Here is a 19,040-nt window from a genome sequence, read left to right on the forward strand (position 1 = left end):
TCTTTTTGCTCCTTTTATAAATTGTTTAGTCAAAGGATAGGGTGCCAAGCGTATATCCTGCATGGACAGGAATTGCTCTTTCATAGATCTGCATAGATCGTTGTGGCTGCTGTAAAGCCTCCTGATACATACGGATAATGGTTCGTAATTGCTCAGTCGTATAGCTAGCGCCCTCAATACGGAAATGACTAACACCAACAGCCAGTAAGTCTTTTACTAGTGGCAGGAGACATAGCTCCTTTGCTGTGGTCAAATGATTTCGTCCAAATTGATCGCAATACACCGGGTTTTCGCCTTTATCTGTTAATAAAACGAGATATTTGTTATCCACGTGTTTGTTATCCTCTTGGGCGATTGGCTCCAGCACACGGGTATTTGCATATAGATCGTGCTCTAGGTACATCACAACAGGAGTGCCATGCACTAATACTTCAACAGGCAATGGTGAATACTGAACGAGCTCGGCTAGGTTTTTCTGCTTCAGCTCAATGGAAGCGAATGCACGTGTCAATCCGAATTGTTGATAAAGCTCAATTGCTTTATGGTTATACAGGTTAAGTGATAAGTCTCCAATCATTGGCAGATTATATGGTTTGCATGTATACATAGCTCCAATATTCGTAGCTACCAGCCCGTCTATTTCTATGTCTAATGTAGATAAGAAATGATTGTATTGATCAAATTGCAGCCCAAACATCATGCGTGGCATACCCAAGTAAATCTTGCTGTCGCCTTTTATAGCTACAAGGTGTTTTATCTGTTCTTTCGTAAATGGCAGATCAGGCAAGAAAACATCTCCAGCTAAATAGATGTGCTCCACTCCCTCAGCGATCGCCATTTCCGCCTGCTCCTGATTGTTTACACGAACACATAATTCTCCCTTTGCTTTTGCTGAGGAGGTCGTAAGCTGATGTTCTTGGAATGCGTTTTGCAAGGCTTCTATGCGTTGATCACGAATTTCACGTTCTTCTGTTGGTGTACTAAAGACTTTTCCCGTGCTATAAAATTTACCCGTACCCTCGTAGCGTCGATTAATGTAAGCAAGTCCAGGCGTACCAAAGGCATATCCTGTACTAAAGTCCCGCTTACGATTTTCAAATAAGCTTTGTTTATCTTTGCAACGATCAAACCCGATTGGATCTTGGATGTAACGGTCAATGGCATCGCCGTAGCTGTTGATTAGCGTAACGAGAAATTCCTCGTCTCGCATGCGACCTTCAATTTTAAATGAAGTAATTCCAGACTCAATTAACTCTGGTATATGCTCGTACATGTACATATCCTTAGCTGCTAGGGGATATTCTGTTGGGTAGACATAGCCATCCTTCTTCACGCGGTAGTCCCACCGGCAAGGCTTCATACACCGCCCGCGGTTACTGCTGTTACCAAATAGCATCGAGCTGTATAAGCAGTTCGCACCATGAACCGTGCACATGTCACCATGCACAAAGTATTCAAATTCCATTTTGGTCAAGGCTTGTAGCTGTTTTGCTGTTTGCAAATCCATTTCACGAGATGCAACGATACGTGTTACACCCAATGTTTGTAAGGCTTCGATCATTTCTAAATTGTGTACGTTCATCATGACAGAGGAGTGAAGAGGTACTGTTAGCTCTTGCTCCTGAATCAATGGGAAAATGGCCATATCCTGAACAATGAGAGCATCTGGGCGAATGCTGTCGAGAAAACGTAGATATGTTTTCGCTTCTTCCAGATCAGCCTCGTCAAATAAATTATTGACCGTAATATAAACACGCTTGCCCTTTTCATGAGCGATTTGGACAGCTCGTTCCAATTCTTCATGAGTCAGGTTATAGCCTTTACGCATCATTCGCATATTAAGGACGGGTCCGCCGCAATAGATCGCATCGCAATTGGTTTCTACAATTGTTGTAAAAATCTCAAATGTTCCAGCAGGTGCTAATAATTCAATTTCTTTGCCATTAAAATAACGAGCCATAGGTAAGACCTCCACAATCATTTAAAATGAATCCTACAAGGATATTTATTGCCAGCAACAAACCTAAAAAGATCGAATCATGGCGCTTCCACTTCAACATTTCATACGGGATTCGGGGAGCGCCTAGCACATACCCGCGAGCTTCCATCGAATATACCAGGTCTTCTGCTCGGCGAAATGAGCTTACGGTAACGGGCACCAACAGCGATAAGAGCATTTTGCCTTTTTCGCGCCAAGGCAAGTCGGCTACATCGGCACCACGGGAAGCCTGAGCTTTCATGATTTTCTGTGTTTCTTCAAAAATGGTTGGAATAAAACGCAGAGAAATGCTGATCATGAAACCTAGTTTTTCAGGTGAGATGCCAGTAAAACGAAATGGCTGTAAAATTCCTTCCACCCCTTTTGCTAACGAGAAAGGTTTGGTTGTAAAGGTTAATAAAGAGGTGAATGCGAGCAACAAGATCATGCGCCAAGCTGTCATACAGGCAAGGCGTACTCCTTCTGCATAAAAAGAAAATGGGCCGATGGATAGCAAAAAGCGCCCTTCCTTTATAAAGAAAAGCTGGAACAAAAATAAGAATAAAATGAGAAACCGTAACGGTTTGACAGCTTTTACGAAAAAGCCAAAAGGTATTCGACTACTTGCCATAATGCCTATAGCGAATAGAAAAACAGCGATGCATGCCAGTAAGGAATGGGTGATCATAATTAAAAGAACAAATAGAAACATACCGAGTAGCTTGGAACGCGGGTCTAAGCGATGAAGCCAGCTATTTGTGTCAATGTAGCGTCCAAACATCACTTTGTTTAACATGATGGATCACCCGCTTGTTGTTTCTTATCTTCCTTAAGAAGCATCTTACGTTCTCCGAGATACCTAGCCCAGCCCTGTACAGATTGATCTGTAGGCAACGGGAGTTCGGGAAATCTTTGGCGAAAAGCGTGCTGAAAACGAAGCTGAGCGGGAATCGTAATTCCGAGTGTGGCCAAAATATCTGTTTGCTCACGTAACTCATGTGTCTCACCTTGAAAGGCAACCTTACCCTCCTGCATAATGACCACCCGGTCGCAGTAAGATAGAACTTCCTCCAATCGATGAGTTACCATGATAACGGTCTTGAGCTCCTGTTTACATAAATGATGCAAAAGCTGTAGAAGCTCATGCCGACTTTTACAATCCAAGGTAGCGGTTGGCTCATCTAATACAAGGATGTCCGGGTTCATAGCGAGTATAGAGGCAATTGCGACTTTACGCATTTGACCACCGCTTAATTGAAACGGATTCTTATCTAAAAACTCTGTACCTAAATTCACTTGATGTAGAGCCTGAACTGCTAATGCTCTTGCTTGTGAGGGGGAAGCCCCGTAGTTTTTGGGACCAAACACAATTTCCTTCTCTACCGAATCAGCAAACATTTGATGCTCTGGAAATTGAAAAATAAGTCCAACACGTTGTCGAAGCTGGCGAATGCCTTTTTTTGAATGGTGCGGGGTAATGACATGATCAAGAATGTGAACGTGCCCCTTCGTGGGTAATAAAATGCCATTCATATGCTGTAATAAAGTTGATTTTCCACAGCCGCTAGGCCCGATAATGGCTGTAAACGAGCCACTAGGAAATCCTACGTGGATATTGTCCAAAGCAGTTTCCTGAAACAAATCTCCAAGTTGATACGAGTAGGTTACTTCATGAAAGTGAATCGCCATAAGTCCTCCATCAAAGCTTGTTCATCTGAATGAACAGGTATTTCTGGATGTAAATCATGAATCATCTGACTTACTGCCAAAGTAAAAGGCAAATCGAGATGGCAAGCAGCAATCCAATCTGGTTGGGAAAATAATTCAAGGGGTGTAGTGTCAGCCAGTAATCTCCCACCAGCTAGAGCTATTACTCGATCAGCCGCTAAGATTTCTTCTGCATCATGGGTGATGGACAAGCTTGTGTAAGCGCCTTCCAAATGTAATTCATCGATTAGTTTTCCGATCTGGTTTTTCGCTGTTTCATCAAGCATTGAGGTAGCCTCGTCAAAAATGATGATCCTCGGCTGCATAGCAAGTATGGAAGCGATCGCTACTCGTTGTTTTTGTCCACCAGACAGCTCATCTGGATGTTTATGTAAAAAATGCGTAATATGTAATTTTTCAGCGTAGTGGGTTAATCTATCGTGCATAACAGAGCGTTCCAAGCACATATTTTCTAACCCAAACAGAATATCATCAGCAACGGTTGTTCCCACAAATTGATTTTCAGGATTTTGAAAGACCATGCCAATCTGCCGGCGAATACTCGGCAAGCTGTCATCCGATAAAGCTTGCCCTCCCACCCGAATTTCTCCTTGCGTATGTCGGAGCAGACCATTCAGCAATTTAACTAAAGTGGATTTTCCGCACCCGTTATGCCCTACGATGGCGACGCGTTCCCCTTGCTTGATTTGCAAAGAAATATCTGTGAGAAGAGGAGGCTGATTTGGAAATTGAAACGAAACCGATTCAAGCTGAATCAATGGTTGTTGGGACAACGCCTTCACCTGCTTTCGGATGTACTGATTCTTAGTCGACTGGAACGTAAGGCTGAAATAAAGCCATCTTGGATAAAGAACGAATTAAATAACGGACAGCAATGCCAATAAATACTCCGGTAAGAATTCCTGTTACGAGTAAGGCTGGCAGATAATAAAATATTTTGCTTGTCTGAAAAATAAGCACAGCCGCAGTTAACTGTCCAATATTATGTGCCACCCCACCTAGAATACTAATCCCGATCAGGCTAAAGGATTTTCCGGTTAGCTTCATTAATCCGAACATAACGATGAAGCTAAATACAGCGCCAAAAAAACTAAATAAAAAACTGGAGAACGTACCTAAAATCATGGCTGTTAACAGCGTTTTTAAGATGATCAGGGTAAAGGCGTCCTTGCCAGATAAAAAATACAGGCAGGAAAGCACCATGATGTTAGCTAGTCCAAGCTTGGCCCCGGGCAATTGCAAGTTAATGGGGAGGGTTGATTCGATCAATCCAAGCACCACAGATACTGCAGCGAAGATGGCGATAATCACTGCTTTTTTTAATACCTGTGATTGGGTATTTACCTGTGAAGAATTATTTGGCAAGGCCATCTACGTCAGCTCCTTCATCTGAAACGATTTCCACCAATACGCGATGAGGCAAGCAAACGATGGTTTGACTAGGATCAGTGATAAACCCGAAGGATAGGCAAACCTTATCATCACAATCGGCATCAACCATTTCTATGCCATAATCATGTATCTTCAGGATATTTTGGCCGTGCTCAGTATCAAGCTTAATGGTTTGTTCTTCTTTGGTGAGTTCAATGGTTTTGTATAATTGGTTATTTACGGTAATCTTTGCTACTTTATGGACATTGTGCATTTTTTCACTTGAATCTGTATGAAAGGAACGAGGCACAAGAAAAGCCAGAGCCACGACGAGCACAATGCCAATTAAAATAAAATCCGCTCGTTTCATGTTTTTGTCTCCTGTTATCATTTTTTCTCATTTTCTAATCATGCAATGTCAATACGTATTATACACGATCTAAAATATGGAGGTGTGATACTCTTCCTTTCCAAAATATTATTCTAGTGGTATAATGCGCCACGTTCACTTTTGTCCGAAAGTCTACGTTTACAAGAGTGATTCTTTGGATAAGAGCGGGTAAAACTCCCGTAATGACCTTACTTTTGGCTCGAGACGGGAAAAGACAGCGGAGGACTGGCAACATGAAACCCAAATTTGCGCTTCTGTTTTTTTTACTATTCAGTCTCATCGTAAATGGCTGTGTCTCTAAACCTGATGAAGAAATTGTGAAAAATGCAATCCAACCACATTCTGAAAGCTTTTTTATTTATGACACGATTGTGACTGTACGTGTATATGATGACCAAGTGACAGACAAGCATTTTAAAGATCTGGAAGCCCGCATGAAAGAAATCGAATTCCATTTAAGCCGCACCCTGCAAGGCAGTGAGGTTTATCGAATCAATGAACAAGCGGGAAAACAAGCAGTTCCTGTATCTGAGGAGACGTATGGAGTAATCAAGAAAGCCGTGAAATTTGCAGAGCTATCAGCGGGGAAATTTGATCCAGCGATCGGTCCATTAGTGAGTTTATGGAATATTGGGCAGGATAATGCTAAGGTACCTTCCGAGGAGAAGCTTAAAGAGGCATTACAGGTGATTGATTATCATCAAATTGTCTTAGATGATGCTAAAAGAACGGTGTTTTTAAAACAGCCGGGCATGGCGATTGATCTAGGTGGAATAGGCAAAGGATATGCTGCTGACCAAATTGCTGCCTATTTAACAGAAAAAGGCTTTAACAGTGCCATTATTGATTTAGGTGGAAATATAGTAGCATTGGGAAAGAAACCGGATGGAAAGGATTGGGTGATTGGTATTCAAGATCCTGATCGCAACCGTGGCAATCAATTAGGAAAGTTGAAGGTTACAAATAAGACAGTAGTTACTTCAGGAATTTATGAACGTTATTTTGAAGAAAATGGTAAGCATTATCATCATATTTTAAATCCAGCTACAGGATTTCCTGTGGACAATAATCTGTTTAGCGTTAGCATTATCACGAATGAATCTGCCGATGCAGACGCATTGTCAACGACCGGTTTTGCATTAGGGCTTGAAAAAGGCATGTCATTTATGGAAAGCTTGCCCCATGTCGAGGCGATTTTTATTACAAAAGACAAAAATGTCTACATTACCAGCGGATTAAAAGGTAATTGGGAATTGACAAATGAACAGTATAAAATGGCTAATTAAATAAAGCCTGAGATTTTCATGAGTCACAAAAATAAAATATTTGCAGTTTGCTAGCACCCTTTTTACTCGATAAAACCGTCAGATGAACGTAGCGTTCGTTTGATGGTTTTTCCAATGGTTTAAAAGTATATCGCCAAGGCTTGGGCATATACTGATTGTATAAACGGGTGGGGGGTGAACCACGTGCAAACAGTATCCGTATTCCTACAAACAACAAATCAACATTACATTGAGAGGTTCTGCCATATTCTCCAGAGCATGCAGGAGAAAATAGATACATCCCCTGTTCGCATCGAATGTCGAGTAGAGGAGCATGGATGTCATACGCAGTTTCGCTTTGTGAGTTGGTCACGGGAAGAGTATACCTGTGAGACCTTAGAATATATGGCTTCCTTTGTTGCTTTACTGGTTACTGAATGGACTGTGCAGGTTATAGAAGTAGAATTGTTGCGCACCTTTTTAAAACGAAAAGCAAAAGGAGCGTTTATTCATAAGTTTGACGAAATTTATCCTTATATTCAATTTGTATTCCATGAGTTAGACGAAGTACGGGAAAATATGAACCGATCTACGCGCAAAGCGGCAATTTACGAACAGGTATTCCGCTATCTGGATGAAGAACAGTACCTATATTTGGAAGGTTTTGTGAAATTCCGCTTGAAAAATTATCGCATCCTGTTGGACAAGGCCTTTGAAATGGGATTGCAGCAATATCAGCAGGATAAGGAATATCAGGAGTTTGTCGAATTACTGCGCTTCTTTGTATCGAAACAAGAGCATCGTTATCCGCTCGTTCATGTTGTGCTGCGGGAAACGCAAGAATTCATTATGTACGATCAAGACGATGCCAAAATAGACCTAAGCCAATTAGATACCATTTTAGGGTTTAGACCGGATCGACAAGAGGATCATATCATGAGTGCATTAATTGCGCTTGCACCGGAGAAGATCGTTATACACGGGGTGGAAGATAGCAACGTTTTGATGCAAACAATGCGGGCTGTATTTGGAGATCGTGTATTAGCGTGTGTGAGTTGTGCTCATTGTTTAACGACTCCTGGAAATCTTGACTTCCAATTCTCCAGTCACTATAATACATAAGTAATAAGAGTCAAATACAGTGAGAAGGACAAGAATCTTGTTTTAGCGTTATAGAGAGGAGAGCCATGGCTGAAAGCTCACCACGCAGCGAACAATGATTTACCACCTTCGAGTAGCAACTGGGAACGGCATTTTGCCTAGTATCGGTTAGCCGGCGTGAAGCCGTTATCGTTTACGTAGAGGGATTTATCCATGCTTTAGAGGATAAGTCTGAACTAGGGTGGTACCACGAGAAATAGCGCTCGTCCCTTTTGGGATTGAGCGTTTTTTTATTTTTTCAAGCCTGAGATGACTCGGGTAAAAGATACACATATGGAAGGGAAGTTATGAAAATGGCGCAAGTAAAAGTAACTCTGCCAGACGGCTCTACTCGTGAATACGAAGCGGGCGTAACAATTGAAGATATTGCAGGGTCCATTAGCACCAGCTTGAAGAAAAAAGCGGTAGCAGGAAAAGTAAATGGAAAAGTTGTAGATTTAACTACACCTATTCATGAAGATACAAACGTGGAAATTGTGACGTTAGATACTAAGGATGGCCTAGAGGTATACCGCCACAGTACAGCCCATTTGCTAGCTCAGGCAGTAAAGCGTGTATTTGGAAACGATGTGAAATTGGGGATTGGTCCTGTTATTGAAGATGGTTTTTACTACGACATGGATATCCCTGTTAGCTTAACTCCTGAGGATTTAATCAAATTGGAAGCTGAAATGAACAAAATCATCAAGGAAAACTTAAAGATTGAGCGTAAAGAAGTAAGTCGTGAAGAAGCATTACGCATCTTTGGTGAATTAAATGATCATTTGAAGCTAGAATTGATTCGTGATTTACCAGAGGGTTCCGTCATTACAATGTATCATCAGGGTGAATTTTTTGACCTATGCCGTGGACCACATTTGCCTTCCACTGGGGTAATCAAAGCGTTCAAATTGATGAGTGTAGCAGGTGCTTACTGGCGTGGTAACTCGGATAACCAAGTATTACAACGCGTATACGGCACAGCGTTCCCGAAAAAGGCAGAACTAGATGAACACTTGCACTTCTTAGAAGAAGCGAAGAAACGTGATCATCGTAAATTGGGAAAAGAACTAAGCTTGTACATGTTCTCTGAAGAAGCACCAGGTATGCCTTTCTATCTGCCAAATGGTATGACGATCCGCAACGAGCTAGAGCAATTCTCACGTCGTTTGCAGGACCTAGCTTTATACGAGGAAGTTCGTACACCATTCATGATGAACCAACGCTTATGGGAGCAATCTGGTCACTGGGATCACTACCATGAGAATATGTATTTCTCTGAAGTAGACAATACAACTTTTGCCCTTAAACCGATGAACTGTCCAGGGCACATGCTGATTTATAAAAACGAGATGCATTCTTATCGCGATCTACCGATTCGTTATTCCGAATTTGGGCAGGTGCACCGTCATGAGTTCTCTGGGGCACTAAATGGTATGTTACGCGTTCGTACGTTCTGTCAGGATGATGCACACGTATTCGTTCGTCCTGATCAAATCGAAGCAGAAATCAAAGGCATGATCCAACTTATTGATAGAATCTACAGCGTATTTGGCTTTAAATACAGTGTAGAGCTATCTACTCGTCCAGAGGATTCCATGGGTTCTGATGAGCTATGGGAAATTGCAGAGAACTCTCTGAAAAACGTATTGGATGAGCTAGGAATGGAATACGAAATCAATGAAGGCGATGGGGCATTCTATGGTCCTAAAATTGACTTCCAAATTACAGATGCTCTGAAACGTAGTCACCAATGCGGAACGATTCAACTAGACTTCCAATTACCTGAGAAATTCGACCTAAGCTATATTGGTCAGGATAATGAAAAGCATCGTCCAGTTGTCCTGCACCGTGCTATGTATGGTTCACTTGACCGCTTTATTGGTATCTTGGTGGAGCACTATGGTGGAGCGTTCCCAACTTGGCTTGCACCAATCCAAGCGCGTTTGATGACAATTAACGAAGTGCATGTTCCTTATGCAGAGGAAGTGCGCAAGCAATTGCTGCAAGCAGGTATTCGTGTTGAACTGGATTCTCGTAATGAAAAAATTGGTTACAAAATCCGCGAAGCTCAAATGCAAAAAATCCCGTACATGCTGGTTATCGGGGAAAAAGAGATGGAAGAGGGAGCTTTATCCGTACGCAAACGTGGAGAAGGCGATCTAGGCAGCAAGCCAGTTGCTGAAGTGTTGGCTCATCTTCAAAACGAGATTTTAGAGAGAAAATAAGATGCAAAGCTTGACAAATACCTAGTTGTTATGTAAAATTACTGGGTGTGATAACTTCACATTTCGAGATTGAAGCAGAAGCGCCCAGCTTCTCACCTGAATCGACGTCTAGCTGGACAGTTGACGGGTCTAACGTATGCAAAGCCTCCGATTGATTCGTTGTTTTGCTAAAGGTGAGATTAAATGCGGGCGCTATAGCGTCCGCATTTTTATGTATGTGGCGGTTGATGATCATTGATCGCCACATGCTTATGAAAAGCTTTCAACTATGCAAGACCAGCTTTTCTATTATCCGTTTTTGCTCTCGAAAGACTATGGAGGTGGCAAATCATTAGCAAGGATCAAATGTTGGTAAATGAGGCGATTCGTGCTCGAGAAGTACGCTTAATTGGTGCTAACGGTGACCAACTAGGTGTAGTACCACTAAGAGAAGCATTACGTATTGCACAAGAATCTGATTTAGATCTTGTAAACGTAGCTCCTACAGCAAAACCTCCCGTTTGCCGTATCATGGACTTTGGTAAGTTCAAGTATGAGCAATCGAAAAAGGAGAAAGAAGCTCGCAAGAATCAAAAAATTGTTGAGCTGAAGGAAGTTCGTTTTTCCTCTAACATTGAGGAACACGATTTCCAAACGAAACTTCGCAATGTGCTAAAGTTTCTGGGTGAAGAACACAAAGTGAAATGTACGATTCGTTTCCGTGGTCGTGAAATTACCCACTCTGAAATCGGACAACAGGTGCTGGAACGTGTAGCAGCCGCTTGTGAACAAGTAGCAACGGTTGAACGCAAACCAAAAATTGAAGGTCGTAGCATGATTATGATCTTAGCTCCAACTCCGAAATCGGAAAAATAGGATACGAGACAGGAGGATTTCCCAATGCCTAAAATGAAAACTCACAGTGGAGCAGCAAAACGCTTCAAAAAGACTGGTAGCGGTCGTTTGAAACGTGATTCTGCTTACACGAGCCATTTGTTTGCTAACAAGAGCACTAAAGCGAAGCGTCATCTTCGCAAAGGTGGAATGGTTTCTAAAGGAGACCAAAAACGCATTGAGCAAATGATCACTTACTTGTAAGATTGATTTCTGCTCATTTTCCGCAACGAAAAATTTTCTAGCATGAGCCCCATAAGCGTCGATATAGAGACCGCCATGCTATAGATCAGGAGGAATTGATTATGCCAAGAGTAAAAGGTGGCATTGTGACACGTCGTCGTCATAAGAAAATCTTGAAATTAGCCAAAGGTTACTTTGGTTCTAAACACCGTCTGTTTAAATCCGCTAATGCACAAGTTATGAAGTCCCTGATGTACGCTTATCGTGACCGTCGTCAGAAAAAACGCGACTTCCGCAAATTGTGGATCACTCGTATCAATGCACAAGCTCGCATGAATGGTCTTTCTTACAGCCGTTTAATGCACGGTTTGAAACTAGCTGGCGTTGAAGTAAACCGCAAAATGTTGGCTGATCTAGCTGTTAACGATAAAGCAGCTTTCAACGACATTGCTGCAGTTGCTAAAAGCAAATTGAACGCGTAATACCGTTCTTTTAGAAAAGGCTGTCGAATTTACTCGGCAGCCTTTTTTGATTGATGCGAAAGAAAACCACTTGACATCGTTTAAAGTGTCTGATAATTTTAGAATCAACACAAATTGAATAGCATGACTTCTTATCCAGAGAGGCGGAGGGACTGGCCCGTTGATGCCCGGCAACCACTTGTTTATTGCAAGATGGTGCTAATTCCTGCAGGACAATTTTGTTCTGAAAGATGAGAAGGTTTGCTTACGGATTTCTTTGCGTAGCCAAAGCCTTCTTTCATCGAAAGAGGGCTTTTTTGTTTGGAAATAAGGCGAGATAGAGGAGTGGAATCAGGATGCATATTGACACACGTTTGGCACAAATCGGGGTAGGGAAAGACAAAACAACAGGATCGCTCAGTTTTCCGATCTATCATACAACAGCTTACCGACATCCAGCATTGGGGGAAAGCACAGGTTTTGATTATACGCGGACGGCTAATCCGACGCGAGCGGTACTTGAGGAAGCAATCGCTGATTTGGAGGGAGGAGACGGTGGCTTTGCCTGCTCTTCCGGAATGGCGGCGATACAAACCATTTTAGGCTTATTCTCCTACGGCGACCATTTGGTTGTTTCGCTCGATCTGTATGGCGGGACATATCGATTATTCGAGCAAATCATGAAACGATACGGTATAACCTGCACGTATGTTGATATGTGTCAGCCAGAGCTAGTGGAGGCTGCTATTACTAGCCGGACACGCGCTTTGTTCATAGAAACCCCTACCAATCCCCTGATGCAAATTACAGATTTGAGATGCATGATTGATATTGCCAAACGCTATCAATTGCTATCCATTGTTGACAATACATTTATGACCCCCTATTATCAGCGACCGTTGGAGTTAGGAGCAGATATCGTCTTTCACAGTGCTACGAAGTATTTAGCTGGACATAATGATGTGCTATCTGGCTTGATCGTGACGAAGGGTGCTGATCTGACCGAAAAGATTGGTTTCTTGCATAATTCTATAGGAGCAGTGCTTGGCCCGCAGGATTGCTGGTTGGTGATACGTGGATTAAAAACATTGGCATTACGCATGGAGCGTCATCAGTCAAATGCTTTTGCTGTGACTGCATTTTTGCAAACACACCCAGCGGTGTCAGAAGTCTTTTACCCTGGATTACCTACTCATCCGGGATATGATAGTCAGACTAAACAAGCAAGTGGCTACAGCGGAATGGTTTCCTTTCGCATTAAGGAACAATCTATGGTCGCTATCTTTTTAGAGCAATTACGAGTGATTTCATTTGCAGAAAGCCTAGGCGGTGTAGAATCCTTATGCACCTATCCCGCAACACAGACACATGCAGATATACCAGTAGAAGTACGGGAGCATGTAGGAGTCTGCAACCGATTGTTGCGTCTGTCAGTAGGAGTTGAACATCCAAAAGATTTGATTGCTGACCTAACCTTTGCTTTGGATAAATGTTTACAAATAGAGGAGTGTATCCGATGAACTTTGCAACCAAAATCCTTCATGGTGCGTGTGGAATGGATCGTGTAACGGGAGCTTCAAGCATCCCAATCTACCAAGCCTCTACTTTTCATCAAAAAGATATTGATCAGCCTGGTACCTACGATTATGCAAGATCAGGGAACCCTACGCGGCAGGCGTTAGAAGAAACGATTGCAGCGTTAGAGGGGGGAGAGCGGGGATTTGCTTTTTCATCTGGAATGGCTGCCATTTCCAGCGTATTTCTTTTATTTTCAAGTGGCGATCACTTGGTAGTGGCCGAGGATGTCTATGGCGGGACGTTTCGCTTTTTAACAACCGTGCTCGAACGGATGCAAATTGAAGTGACCTTTGTGGATACAACTCAACTGTCTTTAGTGGAGGCAGCGATTCAACCCAACACGAGGGCCATATTTTTAGAAACACCCTCCAATCCGACATTGAAGGTGACTGATTTGCGTGGGGTTATTGCAATTGCGAAACGACACGGGCTTTTGACGATCGTGGACAATACTTTCTTGACTCCCTACTACCAGCGACCGCTGGAGTTAGGAGCTGATATTGTGTTGCATAGTGCAACCAAGTTTATCGGTGGCCACAGTGATGTGGTTGCAGGTCTGGCAGTGACAAAAACAAAGGAAATAGGACAAAAATTATATGCGATTCAAAATGGATTTGGCGCCATTCTTGGCGTACAGGATAGCTGGCTAGTGATGCGGGGCTTAAAAACCTTAAAGGCACGTTTGGATATTTCAACCCGAAATGCTGCAATTGTAGCAGACCATTTAGCAGAGCATCCTTTGGTCAAAAATGTCTATTATACGGGTTTGCCGACTCATGCTGGTCACAAAATTCAGGAGAACCAAGCAAATGGACACGGGGCTGTGCTTTCGTTTGACTTGGGAAGTCGAGCGCGGGTGAAGGCTTTATTTGAAAATGTGCAATATGCTCTCGTAGGAGTTAGCCTTGGCGGAGTGGAGAGTATTTTATCCTATCCAGCGCAGATGTCACATGCAGCGATGCCGAAAGCGGAGCGAGAAAAGCGTGGCATTACAGATGGATTAGTAAGGCTATCGCTTGGTGTAGAGGATGTAACGGACGTATTGGCAGACCTAGAGTGTGGCTTGAAGGCGGGGGAGAGCATAGAGGAGCAGGTGAATGTGTAGGGATGAGGAAACGTAGTAAAAAGTTTGGCTTTATCGGAGTAAACCATTCTGTTTACTAAAAATAGGGTAAATCATGTATGAAAAAAAGCAATGAAAGCAAAAAGAAATCCAGCCTCTCTCTGACCTCCTATCAGATTTAGCTGGATTTCTTTTTGTGTTAGGAAATAGCAAACACGTATCCTTTCCCTTTTTCTATATACTTTTTTTCAAGTAAGGTACTAGTTTTTATAGTGGGAGTTGGGTGGAATTGTCGCTTGGTAAGAGCATGAGCGGTGTGAAAGGCTGCTTCCTCCGTTTCCGCAATAACGGCAGCTACCAGATTTTTTTCCTCAGTTGTTACAATCTCGACATGATATAGATACATGATATTCCCCTCTTTTCATACTTGCTGAGCTTAAATGAGCGTTCTAACAATACCCGCATTAGATGACTCTAGCTAATCAACCAGTATTCTCTACACATTCACACTTGCAATAATCTGTGTAAAATGCTCCTGAATGTTAGCGACTCCGAACCTACGAGCGAACTGGTGAAACTTTTCTCCCGATTCACGGTTGGTTTTAAACAATTCCACTAGCTGAGCGATAACAGGAGCTACTCGATCAGCAACAACACGCCCTTTTAAACGGCTATTAAATTGGGCATCTGGACCAAGACTGCCCCCGACGAAAAAATCATAGGCGTCCACTGTTCCTTCTGCTGTTTTAACCAAAGAGCCCTGTAGTCCAATATCGGCGATCTGTTGCTGACCACACGAATTGGGGCATCCGATCATGTGAATTCTTATGGGGGTATCGATTTCCACATGTTCATCTAGCCAGTGAGCGATAGAAGCCATCCGCGCTTTTGTCTCAACGATTGCCAGATTGCAAAATTCATTGCCCGTACAGGAAACAGCGTGCCCAATAAATGTTCGTGGGGTCGGGGAATAACGTGTAAGTAAGGCTTCTGCAAGCAAGGAATCCAGATGTTCATCGGGAATGTTTGGCAGGATGATATTTTGGGAATTGGTAGTCCGTATCGAGCCGTTTCCATAACGATCGGCTAAATCGGCCAGCTCGGCTAAATCCTCAGCAGTGAGTCGTCCCACAGGCAATAATAGTCCCACATAATGTAAACCGGGCTGTTTTTGTTTATGGACACCAGTAAAGTAGCCTGCATTCCAGCCAACTGTCCGATCGTCTCCGCGCTCTTCTAATGGCCCAGTCAATTCAAGTAATTTCTCAGTAAATTTTTCAGGACCCCAATCTGCCATTAAAAATTTAAGACGAGCCTGATGTCTCTTTTCGCGATAACCATAATCTCGAAAAATACGCGTCACAGCATCTGCTACCTTTACAACCTCTGTGGGCAAAACAAAGATAGGGAGCTGCTTTGCTAGATAAGGCTTGGCTGACAAACCGCCGCCTACCCAGACATGAAAGCCAATCTGTTCCTGACCATGTATGATTTTAGAGGCCGGCGTAAAAGCGAGATCATTTATCTCTGCATGGCCGGTATTATAGATATTTGCTGAAATGGATAATTTATATTTGCGTGGGAGGTTTGAGAATTCAGGATTTAATAAAAAATGCTCTTCCAGTTGTTGTACTAGGGGTTCGGTATCCATGAGTTCGTGAGGGTCAATACCTGAGAGCGGATTGCCGACAATTGTACGCGGAACATCTCCGCAAGCCTCATAAGAGAATAATCCTACATGCTCTAAGCGATCAAATATATCAGGGAGATCAGGTGTAGTCAGCCAATGAAACTGCACCGCCTGTCGGGTTGTGATATCTACTAGATTTCGCCCGTATTCCCGACTGATATCTGCGAGAGCTCTTGCTTGATCTGCTCGTAAAATCCCTCCTGGAATTCGGACTCTCATCATAAAAAAACCGTTGCCTTTAGGTTTTTGCTCATAGATTCCTGCCCATTTAAAAAAGGCGAGATCGTCAGCGGAGAACGCTTGATAGCCCTTTGAACCTAGTTGTCGAATCTTCTCGATAATATCCAAGCCGTCTCGTTCTAATTTTGTTAGTTCAAATGCATTTAATTTGCTCTTATCTGCTTCCCAAGGGCGAGATTGTTGATTGCTCATTTTCAATGATCCTCCCTTAATTCATATTATTTTTGTCGGAATACTTTGAACTGAGTATAACCGCTGGAAACAACGAGGTCAACGATAAAAAAACGAAATAGTTTGAATTGACACAACAAAAATAAATGACTATCATGTAGGGCAAAAGCTTCTAAATCCTACTTTTCAACTAGGTTTTAATTCTCAGGAGCTTATCTATTCTCTGGTAAGTGTCTGAGCAATCTCAGTAGGCAAGTATCCGCAGGGGAACGTGCTACATAAGATGAGTAGGTGATAGCTGAGGAGGAGAGATAGAGGAATGAACAAATTGACCTTACCCGAGATTGGATCGTTGGCCAATCGGTTCGAGCATGCAAAAGCAGAGGAATTGTTGACTTGGGCAACTGAAACTTATGGTACCGGCATTGTACTTGCATCTAGCTTCGGGGCCGAGGATGTGGTGCTAATTGATATGCTGCAAAAAATTGCGCCAAAAACGCCTGTATTTTATCTGGATACAAATAAACATTTTAAAGAGACGTATGAAACGCGTGATCGACTTGAGAAGCATTATGCCATCTCTTTTATTAGGGTGTCACCGTTACTGACCCTAGAAGAACAGCGTATCCAGTATGGAGATGAGCTGTGGAAAAGCAATCCTACAGCCTGTTGCAACATTCGTAAGGTAGAGCCGCTAAAACGTATTTTGAACAACTATGAGGCTTGGATTACAGGGATTCGCCGCGATCAGGCTCCAACGCGTGCCAACAGCAAAAAGATAGAGTGGGACGAGAAATTTGGTCTGCTAAAATGCAATCCGCTAGCAGCATGGTCGAGTGAGGATGTATGGACGTATATCCGCAAGCATGATGTTATTTACAATCCGTTACACGATCAAAATTATCCGAGCATCGGATGTTCAGTCTGTACCCGTGTGGTGCTCCCGGGAGAAGATCCCCGTGCCGGACGTTGGTCAGGTTTTGAAAAAACGGAGTGTGGTTTACACAAATAAATTTCCTGCATAAAGACGACAGTGAGGAATGTTTAGAAAGGAATGAGAATAATCGTGGCAGAACACTATCTAGCTCATGGTGGGGCTCTGGTAAATCGTTTGTTATCTCCTGTATTTGTAGAAGAGAATAACCAACGCTTACTTCCCTATCGTTTCGTTACTGTGGATGAATGGACTTTGTCTGATATTGATTGTATAGGGATTGGAGCCTTTTCTCCGCTAAAGGGTTTTCTAACAGAAGAAGAGTATGATTCAGTGGTAGAGCACATGCGCTTACCTGATGGAACGGTTTGGTCGGTACCGATCACATTGGCAGTACCTGAGGAGTTTAGCGATTTAGCTGTTGGTGAGAAGCTGGTGTTACGCGGACAGGATGGTAAAAATTATGCCGTCCTTACGGTTCAGGATGTCTACCTGCCGGACAAAAAGAGAGAAGCCCTTCAAGTATATAGAACGACTGATCTAGCTCACCCTGGAGTAGCTAAGCTATATCAACGCCCTGCTTTTTACGTAGGTGGGAGTATACAGGTAATTCAACGTCCACAACCAGAGCTGTTTGCCAATTATTATTATACTCCAAGTGAAACGAGAGATTTCTTTAGAAAGCTCGGTTGGAAAAGTATCGTAGGCTTTCAAACAAGAAATCCAGTACATCGGGCACATGAATATATTCAGAAGGCGGCTTTAGAAATTGTGGATGGGTTATTTTTAAATCCGCTGGTAGGTCAAACAAAATCCGATGATATACCTGCCTCTGTAAGAATGAAGAGTTATTTTGTTTTACTCGAAAAGTACTATCCGAAAAATCGTGTTTTTTTAGGAGCCTTTCCAGCGGCAATGCGTTATGCCGGGCCAAGAGAAGCTGTCTTTCATGCCCTGGTAAGAAAGAATTATGGATGCACGCACTTTATCGTGGGACGAGATCACGCAGGCGTTGGCGACTATTATGGCACATATGATGCACAACATATTTTTTCAGAATTTACCCCAGAGGAGCTGGGAATAACGCTCTTGTTTTTTGAGCATAGCTTTTTCTGCCAAGCATGCCAAGGAATGGCTACGACGAAAACATGTCCGCATGACAAAGCGCATCACGTTGCATTATCAGGGACTAAAGTACGGGAATTACTCCGAAACGGCATTACTCCTCCGCCAGAATTTTCACGTCCAGAAGTAGCGCGGGTGTTAATTCAAGGTCTTCGCGAACGAGAAAAAATGCAAGGATAAACTGTGAACACACAGAAGTAGAGGAATACGAATTGAGAGGGAAAAGTGGATAAATACAGTGAAAAATAGACATACGCAGAGAAATGATAGCTTCTCTGCGTTTTTTTATGCATTTGTATACATAGGGCGTATGGGGAATAAAACAGCAGATAGCTAGGTCGACTATGAATGAGAAGGTATTGGAAAAATAACGAATATTACATGTTAGTTCTGTTTTGAATGTTAGTGATTTGTTTAGTTTTATTTTTTAGGAATATTCGTGTGGGACAAATACTCCAAAGAAAATTCTTTTTAAAAAAAACAGATATGTGAACAAAAAATCTTGTATGCGCTTTCAATTATGATCCATAAGAGCCTGATCAATTCTAGTGAGCAATCGTTCGGGAAAAAGTTTAATAAAAAGAATTTGATTTGATTGACACATATTTTGGGGCTGGCTAT

At 42.6% G+C, this 19,040-nt stretch carries 19 protein-coding genes, 1 riboswitch and 1 other annotated feature; of the genes, 10 read left to right on the plus strand and 9 right to left on the minus strand.

The window, feature by feature from the left end:
• Positions 1-25: 25 nt before the first annotated feature.
• The 6 genes from AYJ08_RS00415 to AYJ08_RS00440 are packed head-to-tail and all read right to left on the minus strand — an operon-like array spanning position 26 to position 5,447.
• A complete protein-coding gene (locus AYJ08_RS00415) occupies positions 26-1,960 on the minus strand; it encodes a peptidase U32 family protein (protein ID WP_064016142.1) in 1,935 nt (644 codons plus the stop codon).
• Positions 1,944-2,774 carry an energy-coupling factor transporter transmembrane component T family protein gene (locus AYJ08_RS00420; protein WP_064016143.1) on the minus strand — a complete coding sequence of 277 codons (831 nt, stop codon included), beginning with the start codon at positions 2,772-2,774 and terminating at the stop codon, positions 1,944-1,946. The genes AYJ08_RS00415 and AYJ08_RS00420 overlap by 17 nt, the downstream gene beginning before the upstream one ends.
• Entirely contained in the window at positions 2,768-3,667 is a 900-nt protein-coding gene (locus tag AYJ08_RS00425; protein WP_064016144.1) for an ATP-binding cassette domain-containing protein, read from the minus strand. Before AYJ08_RS00425 ends, AYJ08_RS00420 begins: the two co-directional genes overlap by 7 nt.
• Positions 3,643-4,479 carry an ATP-binding cassette domain-containing protein gene (locus AYJ08_RS00430; protein ID WP_064016145.1) on the minus strand — a complete coding sequence of 279 codons (837 nt, stop codon included), beginning with the start codon at positions 4,477-4,479 and terminating at the stop codon, positions 3,643-3,645. Before AYJ08_RS00430 ends, AYJ08_RS00425 begins: the two co-directional genes overlap by 25 nt.
• A gap of 31 nt (positions 4,480-4,510) precedes the next feature.
• On the minus strand, positions 4,511-5,077 hold the full coding sequence (locus AYJ08_RS00435) for a Gx transporter family protein (RefSeq protein ID WP_064016146.1): 567 nt from the start codon (positions 5,075-5,077) through the stop codon (positions 4,511-4,513).
• Complete coding sequence (locus AYJ08_RS00440; RefSeq protein ID WP_064016147.1) at positions 5,061-5,447, minus strand: NusG domain II-containing protein; 387 nt, start codon at positions 5,445-5,447, stop codon at positions 5,061-5,063. Before AYJ08_RS00440 ends, AYJ08_RS00435 begins: the two co-directional genes overlap by 17 nt.
• A 254-nt stretch (positions 5,448-5,701) precedes the next feature.
• Here AYJ08_RS00440 and AYJ08_RS00445 point away from each other — a divergent pair, with 254 nt between their 5' ends.
• The 3 genes from AYJ08_RS00445 (at position 5,702) to thrS (ending at position 10,101) form a co-directional block, all read left to right on the plus strand.
• On the plus strand, positions 5,702-6,754 hold the full coding sequence (locus AYJ08_RS00445; RefSeq protein WP_064016148.1) for an FAD:protein FMN transferase: 1,053 nt from the start codon (positions 5,702-5,704) through the stop codon (positions 6,752-6,754).
• Between the two features lie 183 nt (positions 6,755-6,937).
• Positions 6,938-7,855: a putative sporulation protein YtxC gene (gene ytxC / locus AYJ08_RS00450; protein WP_064016149.1), complete on the plus strand. Its 918-nt coding sequence runs from the start codon at positions 6,938-6,940 to the stop codon at positions 7,853-7,855.
• Positions 7,856-7,865: 10 nt separating this feature from the next.
• Positions 7,866-8,108, plus strand: a binding site (T-box leader).
• A 79-nt stretch (positions 8,109-8,187) separates the two neighbouring features.
• Positions 8,188-10,101 carry a threonine--tRNA ligase gene (thrS, locus tag AYJ08_RS00455; RefSeq protein WP_064016150.1) on the plus strand — a complete coding sequence of 638 codons (1,914 nt, stop codon included), beginning with the start codon at positions 8,188-8,190 and terminating at the stop codon, positions 10,099-10,101.
• A 28-nt stretch (positions 10,102-10,129) separates the two neighbouring features.
• Here thrS and AYJ08_RS23225 read toward each other — a convergent pair whose 3' ends face one another.
• Positions 10,130-10,336: a hypothetical protein gene (locus AYJ08_RS23225; protein ID WP_157452759.1), complete on the minus strand. Its 207-nt coding sequence runs from the start codon at positions 10,334-10,336 to the stop codon at positions 10,130-10,132.
• A 110-nt stretch (positions 10,337-10,446) separates the two neighbouring features.
• Between AYJ08_RS23225 and infC the strand changes: the two genes are divergently transcribed.
• The 5 genes from infC to AYJ08_RS00480 all read left to right on the plus strand — a co-directional run bounded on the left by infC (position 10,447) and on the right by AYJ08_RS00480 (position 14,301).
• Positions 10,447-10,956 carry a translation initiation factor IF-3 gene (gene infC, locus AYJ08_RS00460; RefSeq protein WP_003335043.1) on the plus strand — a complete coding sequence of 170 codons (510 nt, stop codon included), beginning with the start codon at positions 10,447-10,449 and terminating at the stop codon, positions 10,954-10,956.
• 24 nt (positions 10,957-10,980) lie between these two features.
• On the plus strand, positions 10,981-11,178 hold the full coding sequence (gene rpmI, locus AYJ08_RS00465; RefSeq protein WP_003335042.1) for a 50S ribosomal protein L35: 198 nt from the start codon (positions 10,981-10,983) through the stop codon (positions 11,176-11,178).
• A gap of 101 nt (positions 11,179-11,279) precedes the next feature.
• Positions 11,280-11,639, plus strand: a complete 360-nt coding sequence (gene rplT / locus AYJ08_RS00470; protein ID WP_003335040.1) for a 50S ribosomal protein L20 — start codon at positions 11,280-11,282, stop codon at positions 11,637-11,639.
• A 128-nt stretch (positions 11,640-11,767) separates the two neighbouring features.
• Positions 11,768-11,876: riboswitch (SAM riboswitch) on the plus strand.
• A 98-nt stretch (positions 11,877-11,974) separates the two neighbouring features.
• Positions 11,975-13,138, plus strand: a complete 1,164-nt coding sequence (locus tag AYJ08_RS00475; protein WP_064016151.1) for an aminotransferase class I/II-fold pyridoxal phosphate-dependent enzyme — start codon at positions 11,975-11,977, stop codon at positions 13,136-13,138.
• The gene (locus tag AYJ08_RS00480; protein ID WP_064016152.1) at positions 13,135-14,301 is read left to right on the plus strand and encodes an aminotransferase class I/II-fold pyridoxal phosphate-dependent enzyme; all 1,167 of its coding nucleotides are present in this window, start codon (positions 13,135-13,137) and stop codon (positions 14,299-14,301) included. Before AYJ08_RS00475 ends, AYJ08_RS00480 begins: the two co-directional genes overlap by 4 nt.
• A gap of 157 nt (positions 14,302-14,458) precedes the next feature.
• On the opposite strand, the gene AYJ08_RS00485 is transcribed toward AYJ08_RS00480, so the two are convergent.
• Both AYJ08_RS00485 and AYJ08_RS00490 read right to left on the minus strand, forming a co-directional pair.
• Positions 14,459-14,665 (minus strand): DUF3906 family protein, encoded by a 207-nt coding sequence (locus AYJ08_RS00485; RefSeq protein ID WP_003335037.1) that lies wholly within the window; start codon positions 14,663-14,665, stop codon positions 14,459-14,461.
• Positions 14,666-14,755: 90 nt separating this feature from the next.
• Positions 14,756-16,381, minus strand: a complete 1,626-nt coding sequence (locus tag AYJ08_RS00490) for a nitrite/sulfite reductase (protein ID WP_064016153.1) — start codon at positions 16,379-16,381, stop codon at positions 14,756-14,758.
• Positions 16,382-16,679: 298 nt separating this feature from the next.
• Between AYJ08_RS00490 and AYJ08_RS00495 the strand changes: the two genes are divergently transcribed.
• Positions 16,680-17,372: a phosphoadenylyl-sulfate reductase gene (locus AYJ08_RS00495; RefSeq protein WP_064016154.1), complete on the plus strand. Its 693-nt coding sequence runs from the start codon at positions 16,680-16,682 to the stop codon at positions 17,370-17,372.
• A gap of 54 nt (positions 17,373-17,426) precedes the next feature.
• Entirely contained in the window at positions 17,427-18,599 is a 1,173-nt protein-coding gene (gene sat / locus AYJ08_RS00500) for a sulfate adenylyltransferase (protein ID WP_231928953.1), read from the plus strand.
• Positions 18,600-19,040: the final 441 nt, after the last annotated feature.

Origin of the sequence: Brevibacillus sp. SKDU10 (assembly GCF_001645205.1) — a bacterium.
Lineage (GTDB): Bacteria > Bacillota > Bacilli > Brevibacillales > Brevibacillaceae > Brevibacillus_B > Brevibacillus_B halotolerans.

What these genes read in the sequence shown, in the direction of transcription:
- AYJ08_RS00475 (WP_064016151.1), top strand. Translation starts at nt 11,975, where the DNA reads ATGCATATTGACACACGTTTGGCACAAATCGGGGTAGGGAAAGACAAA.
- infC (WP_003335043.1), top strand. Translation starts at nt 10,447, where the DNA reads ATGTTGGTAAATGAGGCGATTCGTGCTCGAGAAGTACGCTTAATTGGT.
- rplT (WP_003335040.1), top strand. Translation starts at nt 11,280, where the DNA reads ATGCCAAGAGTAAAAGGTGGCATTGTGACACGTCGTCGTCATAAGAAA.
- AYJ08_RS00495 (WP_064016154.1), top strand. Translation starts at nt 16,680, where the DNA reads ATGAACAAATTGACCTTACCCGAGATTGGATCGTTGGCCAATCGGTTC.
- AYJ08_RS00480 (WP_064016152.1), top strand. Translation starts at nt 13,135, where the DNA reads ATGAACTTTGCAACCAAAATCCTTCATGGTGCGTGTGGAATGGATCGT.
- rpmI (WP_003335042.1), top strand. Translation starts at nt 10,981, where the DNA reads ATGCCTAAAATGAAAACTCACAGTGGAGCAGCAAAACGCTTCAAAAAG.
- thrS (WP_064016150.1), top strand. Translation starts at nt 8,188, where the DNA reads ATGGCGCAAGTAAAAGTAACTCTGCCAGACGGCTCTACTCGTGAATAC.
- AYJ08_RS23225 (WP_157452759.1), bottom strand. Translation starts at nt 10,336, where the DNA reads ATGATCATCAACCGCCACATACATAAAAATGCGGACGCTATAGCGCCC.
- AYJ08_RS00420 (WP_064016143.1), bottom strand. Translation starts at nt 2,774, where the DNA reads ATGTTAAACAAAGTGATGTTTGGACGCTACATTGACACAAATAGCTGG.
- AYJ08_RS00425 (WP_064016144.1), bottom strand. Translation starts at nt 3,667, where the DNA reads ATGGCGATTCACTTTCATGAAGTAACCTACTCGTATCAACTTGGAGAT.
- AYJ08_RS00490 (WP_064016153.1), bottom strand. Translation starts at nt 16,381, where the DNA reads ATGAGCAATCAACAATCTCGCCCTTGGGAAGCAGATAAGAGCAAATTA.
- AYJ08_RS00415 (WP_064016142.1), bottom strand. Translation starts at nt 1,960, where the DNA reads ATGGCTCGTTATTTTAATGGCAAAGAAATTGAATTATTAGCACCTGCT.
- AYJ08_RS00445 (WP_064016148.1), top strand. Translation starts at nt 5,702, where the DNA reads ATGAAACCCAAATTTGCGCTTCTGTTTTTTTTACTATTCAGTCTCATC.
- AYJ08_RS00435 (WP_064016146.1), bottom strand. Translation starts at nt 5,077, where the DNA reads ATGGCCTTGCCAAATAATTCTTCACAGGTAAATACCCAATCACAGGTA.
- AYJ08_RS00485 (WP_003335037.1), bottom strand. Translation starts at nt 14,665, where the DNA reads ATGTATCTATATCATGTCGAGATTGTAACAACTGAGGAAAAAAATCTG.
- AYJ08_RS00440 (WP_064016147.1), bottom strand. Translation starts at nt 5,447, where the DNA reads ATGAAACGAGCGGATTTTATTTTAATTGGCATTGTGCTCGTCGTGGCT.